9 protein-coding genes are annotated in these 6915 nt (G+C 63.5%); 6 read left to right on the top strand and 3 right to left on the bottom strand.

Features of this window, described 5'->3' with window-relative positions; translation table 11 throughout:
* Positions 1–85: 85 nt before the first annotated feature.
* The 5 genes from FV242_RS31835 (at position 86) to FV242_RS31820 (ending at position 4222) form a co-directional block, all read left to right on the top strand.
* Positions 86–430 (top strand): hypothetical protein, encoded by a 345-nt coding sequence (locus FV242_RS31835; protein ID WP_246692982.1) that lies wholly within the window; start codon positions 86–88, stop codon positions 428–430.
* A gap of 1681 nt (positions 431–2111) precedes the next feature.
* A complete protein-coding gene (locus FV242_RS35030) occupies positions 2112–2255 on the top strand; it encodes a hypothetical protein (protein ID WP_187278650.1) in 144 nt (47 codons plus the stop codon).
* Between the two features lie 148 nt (positions 2256–2403).
* Positions 2404–3075, top strand: a complete 672-nt coding sequence (locus FV242_RS31830) for an SOS response-associated peptidase (protein WP_147941716.1) — start codon at positions 2404–2406, stop codon at positions 3073–3075.
* A 168-nt stretch (positions 3076–3243) separates the two neighbouring features.
* Positions 3244–3492 (top strand): hypothetical protein, encoded by a 249-nt coding sequence (locus FV242_RS31825; RefSeq protein WP_147941715.1) that lies wholly within the window; start codon positions 3244–3246, stop codon positions 3490–3492.
* Positions 3493–3958: 466 nt separating this feature from the next.
* On the top strand, positions 3959–4222 hold the full coding sequence (locus FV242_RS31820; RefSeq protein ID WP_147941714.1) for a hypothetical protein: 264 nt from the start codon (positions 3959–3961) through the stop codon (positions 4220–4222).
* Positions 4223–4487: 265 nt separating this feature from the next.
* Here FV242_RS31820 and FV242_RS31815 read toward each other — a convergent pair whose 3' ends face one another.
* Together FV242_RS31815 and FV242_RS31810 are read right to left on the bottom strand one after the other, a co-directional pair.
* Entirely contained in the window at positions 4488–5285 is a 798-nt protein-coding gene (locus FV242_RS31815; RefSeq protein ID WP_147941713.1) for a Crp/Fnr family transcriptional regulator, read from the bottom strand.
* Between the two features lie 258 nt (positions 5286–5543).
* A complete protein-coding gene (locus FV242_RS31810) occupies positions 5544–5744 on the bottom strand; it encodes a hypothetical protein (protein WP_147941712.1) in 201 nt (66 codons plus the stop codon).
* Positions 5745–5910: 166 nt separating this feature from the next.
* On the opposite strand from FV242_RS31810, the gene FV242_RS31805 reads away from it, so the two are divergent.
* Entirely contained in the window at positions 5911–6162 is a 252-nt protein-coding gene (locus FV242_RS31805) for a hypothetical protein (protein WP_147941711.1), read from the top strand.
* 22 nt (positions 6163–6184) lie between these two features.
* Here the strand turns inward: FV242_RS31805 and dnaQ are convergent, their stop codons facing one another.
* Complete coding sequence (dnaQ, locus tag FV242_RS31800) at positions 6185–6892, bottom strand: DNA polymerase III subunit epsilon (protein ID WP_147941710.1); 708 nt, start codon at positions 6890–6892, stop codon at positions 6185–6187.
* Positions 6893–6915: the final 23 nt, after the last annotated feature.

The following is a 6915-nucleotide window of genomic DNA, read 5'->3' as shown; positions in this document are numbered from 1 at the left end:
AGATGGGCCCGCGTGAGTGGGTCATGGCCAAGGCGCAGTTCGCCGTCATCTTCGGCGAGCGCTTCACCCGGGCCATGGCGGCCTGATGTTCAACCCGCCGCTCACACACGGAATTTCCGATAGTCCCCGAACTCAGGCGCTCTATGTCGTCCATATGCCTACGCTCGGTCTCACGCTCCCACTCCGCATCTGCATCCTTGACGACGCGGCCTGCGTCGAGGATGCCAATGGCCGACGCACCGGGTTCGTCGCTTGGTCAGATGGTAGTGTCGACGATGGCGATGAGCCGTTCACACGTGCCGAGGCTATCGAGCAGGTCCGCCTCATCGCAAGCGCCTGGGCCAACGCACTGGTCAGCGGAAGCACCCTTGATACTGGCCCCGCCCCCGAACCGGGCACCGCAGCTGCCGAGCGCTCACCGGAAGACTGAGACTGCCCTCGAAGCCGCTGGCATCATCTTCATCGAGGAGAACAATGAGGGACCGAAAGTTCAGCTATTGACGTAACGCGGCCGTCCTCGACACCGCCATCCTGGCGGCTATCCTTGCCGAGATGCGTACAGCCCTCGCCGCCCTCGCCTTCGTCGTCGCTGCCGGTGGGACGCAGGCAGCCGAGCCGATGCCAGTGCCGAAGTTCAAACCAAACACCCTCTACCCCGATGCTCGGGCTTCGCTTCTTCAGCTCGGCTGGAGGCCTGCCCCTGTGCCACCGTCAAGCCGAGTGTGCGAGCGTCGCGAGGATACCTGCGAAGCCTACCCGGAAGCTGAGACCTGTGCGCCGTTCGGAGCCGCGGCGTGCTCGATGCTCTGGAAGCGCGGCGAGCAGCTCATCAGCGTCATGACAATCGGCGACACCGACATCCTAGTTCGGTCCGCGTCTTGTCGGTCAGGCTGTTAGCTACCTCGTGGAGAGCGTCGCGATTGAACGACCTGCAGCTGTGGAAGAGGCGGCGCACCCCATCAGGAGCGCGCCGCAAAGTTAGCTCGTGGTCTCATCGACGAGCAGGTGCTCAGGGCAAAGCCCAGGCCATGAAAAAATTCGCTCCGTTGAACCGGGCGGGCTTCCAGTCTCGGACAAAGGTGTCACCGCGGAGTCCGAGGCTGGCGTGCGCTTAGCATGTGACAGCCCATGACAGGGGTATTGCTGCCCGCCGGTGATCGAGCTAGCGCCGGGACCCTCGCCGCTGCACCCAGGTCATCGACGGCCGCCGCATGCGATGGCGGCGCATTCGCACGTTGGTGAGCATATCGGAAGGCGAAAAGACACCGGCTACCGGGCCAGCCGGCACGGCTGCAGCCGGAAGGCTCAAACCAACCAGGCTGGCACCGGCAAGCGCGGCGAAAATCAAAATACGCATTGGGTTCCTCCTTGCCTCGGCGCAGGAGGGCCGCGTCAGCTATAGGGAAGCGCTGAGGTCCGTTTCTGGTTCAATAGCCGCACCCATCCACGACATCGTCCGCCGCGGTTTCACACCGTATCCCTTGCCGAGCCTCCAAGACGAACAGCAGGGCGATGCAGCATCCATAGATGCAACTAAAATAGACCTTCACGACGCCTTATTGCACGAGTGATTAGGATTGCGCTAATCATACCCGACCGAATGGTACTCCGACGCTTGTCGGCCTGGATCGCTATTGTCCTGGATTTAGTTCTTAGATGTATGCTGATGGATGCAACCTGTGCCTAATCGTGATACATCCAGTCCGTGTACTGATATGCAGGATCGCCGCACGAAGCTTCGGGTCGAAGCTACCATCGAAGGCCATGTTGCCTTCCCAGGGATCGATGTAGGAGTCCGCTGTATCGTGACAAACCACTCACCCGTGGGTGCTTGCCTCGCTTTTCCGCCCGGTCTCGCAGTGCCGCGCTACTTCAAACTCGCGATCGGCCAGGAGCCGATGCCTTCAACCGTTCGCATAGTCTGGCGACGAGAGGACTTGGTGGGTGTTGCCTACGCAGCACCCCGATCGGGCGTACCCGACGTCATCTCAGGCTGATTTCGCGAACGCGCGCAGCTAAGAAGCTTCACAGTCTCGCCGCGATCGGAGCGCCTCCTGAGAGCAATGGCGATGACGGATCGCCGAGTTGACTCCGTCTTGGAGTGCCCTGCGTTGCGCAACACCCTCCTAGCCCTTCTAGCCGTCGTCACCGTCATGGTCGCTCACGGCTTGGTCAAGCTGCTGCTCCTGCCCTTCCGGGCCCTGCGCGGCCTATTCCGACACAGCCCGAAGCCCACCCGGGTGACGGCCGGCTAAACCATTGTTGGTATCCTGCACCTTGAGCCGCGTTGCGTATCGGCTCTGCCGCAGGACCTGACAGCCCGTGATCAGATCTGGCGGCGGGGCCGAGCCGGTTGTCGCCTCGGGGTCCCGATCTCCATCGTGGCGTTGGCGAGCAAGCCGAATGTGCAATCTGTACAGCTTGGTCCGCGGGCAATCGGAGATCGGCAAGGTGTTCGGCGTCGAACGCGATGAGACCGGCAACCTGCCCCCGCTGCCGGGTATCTTCCCCAATACCGCGGCGCCCGTAATCCGCATGCGCGACGGCGCTCGTGCCTTGTCGATGATGCGCTGGGGCATGCCCTCCCCAGCCTTTGCGTTGAAGGGGAAGAAGGTCGATCCCGGCGTCACGAACGTGCGCAACACAGCCTCGCCGCACTGGCGCCGCTGGCTCTCGCCCGAGCACCGCTGCCTTGTCCCGTTCACGAGCTTCTCCGAGAACGAGAAGGCCGCAGACGGCTCGCACCCGCCGGTATGGTTCGCCCTGACGGAGGATCGACCCCTCACCTGCTTCGCGGGCATCCTGGTCGAGGGCTGGCAGAGCGTGCGGAAGGTCAAGGACGGCGAGACGACGGACGACCTGTATGCCTTCCTGACCACCGAGCCGAACGCGGAGGTCGGGGCCGTGCACCCGAAGGCCATGCCGGTGATCCTGACCAAGCCGGAGGAGTGGGCGACGTGGCTCTCGGCCCCCTGGCCGGAGGCGAAGGATCTCCAGCGGCCCTTGGCCGATGATGCCTTGGTCCTCGTCGCCCGTGGCGCTCGCCGGGATGGGCAGGCAGACGACGCGGATTAATGACGTTAGCCCAGCTTCATCACAGTCCCACCGCGATCGGCGTGCCTCCTGAAGACAATGGCAGGGGCAATCCCGCAAGGCGGGTCCGCCATGCGTTGTCATGCAGGATCGCTGTGAGGCTAAGCCGCATTCAGCCTATGCAGCACCTGCTGCGGCGTGGAGCGTGCCGTGTACAATCCCTTCTTCTCGTTGATGATGCTCGCGTTTGAGGCTCAGCGCGTGGTCGAGCTACGACTGGCCCGGCTCGCTTGGGGCGGCAGTGAGGGGCTGGCCGAGGCGCAGTCCATGATCACCGAGAAGATGCAGGCCGCCGGTGAAGCCATGACGACGCTGATGATGGGCGGTTCGCCCGAGACGGTCATCGCCCGCTACCGCGAGCACGTCTCCTTCAACACCAAGCGCCTCACCGCAGACTGACTGGGGGCAGCTTATCGGCGAGCACGGCACAACACCTGCGTCTTCGCCTTCAGACACAACCCCGCCGCTCCGAGGAACGCCATGCCGTTGAAGGAAGCGCCACGTGTCCGACCAGACCTCTCCGAGGTCGATGCTGCGGTGGGTGCTCTCGCGGTTTTGGTCCTGGCCATCGAGCGCACGCCGAGCGCCGCCAAGGCTGATCATCATCGGACTGCTATCCGGCGTCATGGCCGAGCGCTCGCGGCTTCGGGCGGCCCTGACATGATGCGTACCGTCCTCCGGAAGACCGGAGATCTATCGCCAGTCTACGCAGACGCACGACGGGCGATCATCGCCGCGGAATGGGCTAGGACCAGCGCTTCCATACGTTAGGGCCGACTGCCGCCGCGCCGGGACGTGGCTGGATTTTCGCACTCGATTAACCATCGTTCGCGCGCTGGCGTCGTAAAGCAGCTATGACGGCGCCATGGCAAACCGGATCATGACGCTCGACCTGTTCGCCACCTTCGACATCGTCGAGGCCGATGTCGCTGCTGTGGTAAACGCCTACATAGCCGATCCGACCTCTGGTTCGGTCTCGTTCGGCAAGGGCTATCGGATTGATCCGGCCGCCGCCATTGCGGACCACCCCTTCGCCAACACGCTGATCGGCCAGCGCTGGGCAAGCCCTGAGCTTCGGCGAGCCGCCGTGCGCGCCGCCATCATGCTAGCGCAGCCGCAGCGGGTGTAGCTGTTGCGTGCGGATAGCTACGGAGCAGTCGGCACCTATCGTCCGCTCAACCAATGAGACGTGATTTCTCGAAGCGCCGCATCGCCGTTCGCCTCTGACGCTCCCTCCGAGCCGAAGGACCGAGCCGACTGACGCACGACCGCATCATCCCGCGTAACAGACCAGTCGAACCGGCCCGGCTCCTTCAAGGATGGAGTGACCCGCAGCTTGTGAGGGTTCGGCTTGAAGGTGATCATACTCCGCATGTGGGGGTACCCTGCCCCATCTACGAGTGGATCGGGCGGCATGACCGAGCCGGTCGCGAGCGACCTATTCCTGGTCCTGGCTGGCCCAGGTGCAGATAGGTTGGGTCGAACTCGGCGACGGCAGTCAACCCCTCCCAATCGAGGACCTTCAGGCGCCTGCTGCGCACTGTGACCAACCCGGCATCTCTCAGATCATTGAGGGTTCGGTTGACGTGGACGGAGGTAATCCCAAGCGCATCACCGAGTTCGGACTGCGTCATCGGCAGCGCGCATGTCCGATCCGCAGCCAGCCCAACTGCATCCAAGCGCGTGATCAATTCGCAAAAGAGGTGGGCCATGCGGGAGTAGGCTTCGCGCCTGCCAATGTTGAGCAGCCGTTCGCAATAGAGGGCAGCATCGATCAGCGTGACCCGCCAGAATGCGTCGCCAATGCGGGGATGGGCCCGAAACAGCGCACGCAGGGCGTCGTGTTGGACGAAGCCGAGCCTGCACGGGCCAACCGAAGAGATGCTGTTGTCGAGCACCTTCAGGTGCAGGTTCTGAATGTCCGGCACATCACCGGGGACGTGGAAGGCCGCGACCTGGCGCTTGCCCGCGAGGGTGGTCTTATACGTGGAGACGAAGCCATCCAGCACCGCAAAACAGCGAGAGGGGCGATCCCCCTCGCGAACGATGTCCTGGTAAGCGTCGAACTGCGCCTCCTGCATCGGCAAGGCGATGAGTGCCACCCGCTCCTCCTCGGACAGCTTGAAGAGCGCGATGCTCTCCACCTTGCGCAGGATCGGGTTCGGAGTGGACGGGTGGGGTAAATCGGCCATGCACTCTCCTCCTACGAGCGAGAGCAGGACGGCCCCAGCCGTCGCATCTTAACATATGTGCTAATTCTTGTCGCGGTTCTGAAGGTAATTGGTCTGAGCTTCTTGGCATGACCCTCGAATGTGCCCCATGCCGCATGCTCTGCAGGTACAGGGCACAGCCCCGGAGGCCTTCAAGCGGATTGAAGACCGCGGAGAGAGGCGCAGATCTTGGAGGGCATTGGAACAAGCCGCTGTGTGCCAATGGCCGAGGCCAACCCATCACCGCGTTTCGACCCACAGCAGCAGCAGCCCAGATATCACCAGCAGCGCGCTGAACAGCAGCAACGTTAGGAAATTGCGTCGCTGGATCGCCCCTTCGCCTAGTGCATCGTCGAGCATCGCGGCAGCCGCTGAACCTGCGGTTATTCCAGAGACCAGAATACAGGCGAACAGGATCCAGCCAGGGAGGGTCTGGGGCATCGTCTCGGCTACTGCAGCCGGCTTATCCCGGCACTTTCGATCGAACGCCATAGCCTGCCGGCACCCTTGATGCCGCCTTTGACTTTAGTGTGCGGCGGCCTGACGCATGTTAGGGAGGCGACTGCCGAAACTGTGCATCTTCACTCCGTTGTGAAGGAGAGCCGGTGTGGCGCACTACACGATCGATACCGACGACGATGACAAGTACGTCGAGGGCCACTACGGCGAGGGCCTGACATGCCCCTTGGCGGCCCGGAGCATGGCACTATCCGCACTGCCGGACATGGTTCGGGACAGGCTACCTAACGGTGACCGCTGTACGTTCAGGGCGATCGTCCGCGACGAGAATGGCATGGAGATCTATACTGCGACGCTCATGCTCGTCGGTGAGTGGAAGGTCATCCGGCCTCCTTCCTGAGCGGCATCGCGCTGTTCGCCCATCAGCTATCCGTCTCGCTGATGTAGTCCGCCCAGACCGGCGTCTTCAGCGTACCGATAAACGCTGCGTGGCGTTCCCGCTCGGCGTCGGTGAGCCGGGATTTGAACACGCGCGTCCCCACCGGCCGCCCAGCATCCGCAGCGGACTGAGCCGGGATGGCAATGACGGGCGCCAAGTCGAGGCCGGTCTGCTTGCCGCCGAGCAGCTCGACGTAGACCTCAGCCAGGATCTGGGAGTCGAGGAGCGCCCCATGCTTGGTGCGGCGGCTGCGATCGATCCCGTAGCGGCTGCAGAGAGCGTCGAGGCTGTTGGCCGCGCCAGCGTGCTTGCGCCGGGCGAGGAGGAGCGTGTCGACCACGTCGTCCAGCTTGATCGCCGGCGGCCGCGGCTCGGGGAGTCGGGCATATTCGGCGTTGAGGAAGCCGACGTCGAAGGGCGCGTTGTGGATCACGAGCGTGCCGTCGCCGATGAAGGCCAGCAGCTCGGGCACGATCGCGGCGAACAGCGGCTTGTCGGCCAGGAAGCCGTCGGACAGGCCGTGCACCGCGAAGGCGTCCGGATGAACCGCCTTCTGTGGATTGCAGTAGCGGTGGAAGGTCCGGCCCGTCTGCATGTGGTTGATCAGCTCCACGCAGCCGACCTCGATGATGCGCTCAACCTTGGGGTCCGTGCTGGTGGTCTCGGTATCGAGGACGATCTCACGCGTCATGCCGCCTTGCTCTTCCGGTGTGC

Origin of the sequence: Methylobacterium sp. WL64, assembly GCF_008039945.1 — a bacterium.
GTDB lineage: Bacteria > Pseudomonadota > Alphaproteobacteria > Rhizobiales > Beijerinckiaceae > Methylobacterium.
The sequence above is the reverse complement of the archived record's forward strand: the minus strand, read 5'-3'. Positions and strand labels throughout refer to the sequence as shown.

What these genes read in the sequence shown, in the direction of transcription:
- FV242_RS31830 (WP_147941716.1), top strand. Translation starts at nt 2,404, where the DNA reads ATGTGCAATCTGTACAGCTTGGTCCGCGGGCAATCGGAGATCGGCAAG.
- dnaQ (WP_147941710.1), bottom strand. Translation starts at nt 6,892, where the DNA reads ATGACGCGTGAGATCGTCCTCGATACCGAGACCACCAGCACGGACCCC.
- FV242_RS31810 (WP_147941712.1), bottom strand. Translation starts at nt 5,744, where the DNA reads ATGCCCCAGACCCTCCCTGGCTGGATCCTGTTCGCCTGTATTCTGGTC.
- FV242_RS31815 (WP_147941713.1), bottom strand. Translation starts at nt 5,285, where the DNA reads ATGGCCGATTTACCCCACCCGTCCACTCCGAACCCGATCCTGCGCAAG.
- FV242_RS31820 (WP_147941714.1), top strand. Translation starts at nt 3,959, where the DNA reads ATGGCAAACCGGATCATGACGCTCGACCTGTTCGCCACCTTCGACATC.
- FV242_RS31835 (WP_246692982.1), top strand. Translation starts at nt 86, where the DNA reads ATGTTCAACCCGCCGCTCACACACGGAATTTCCGATAGTCCCCGAACT.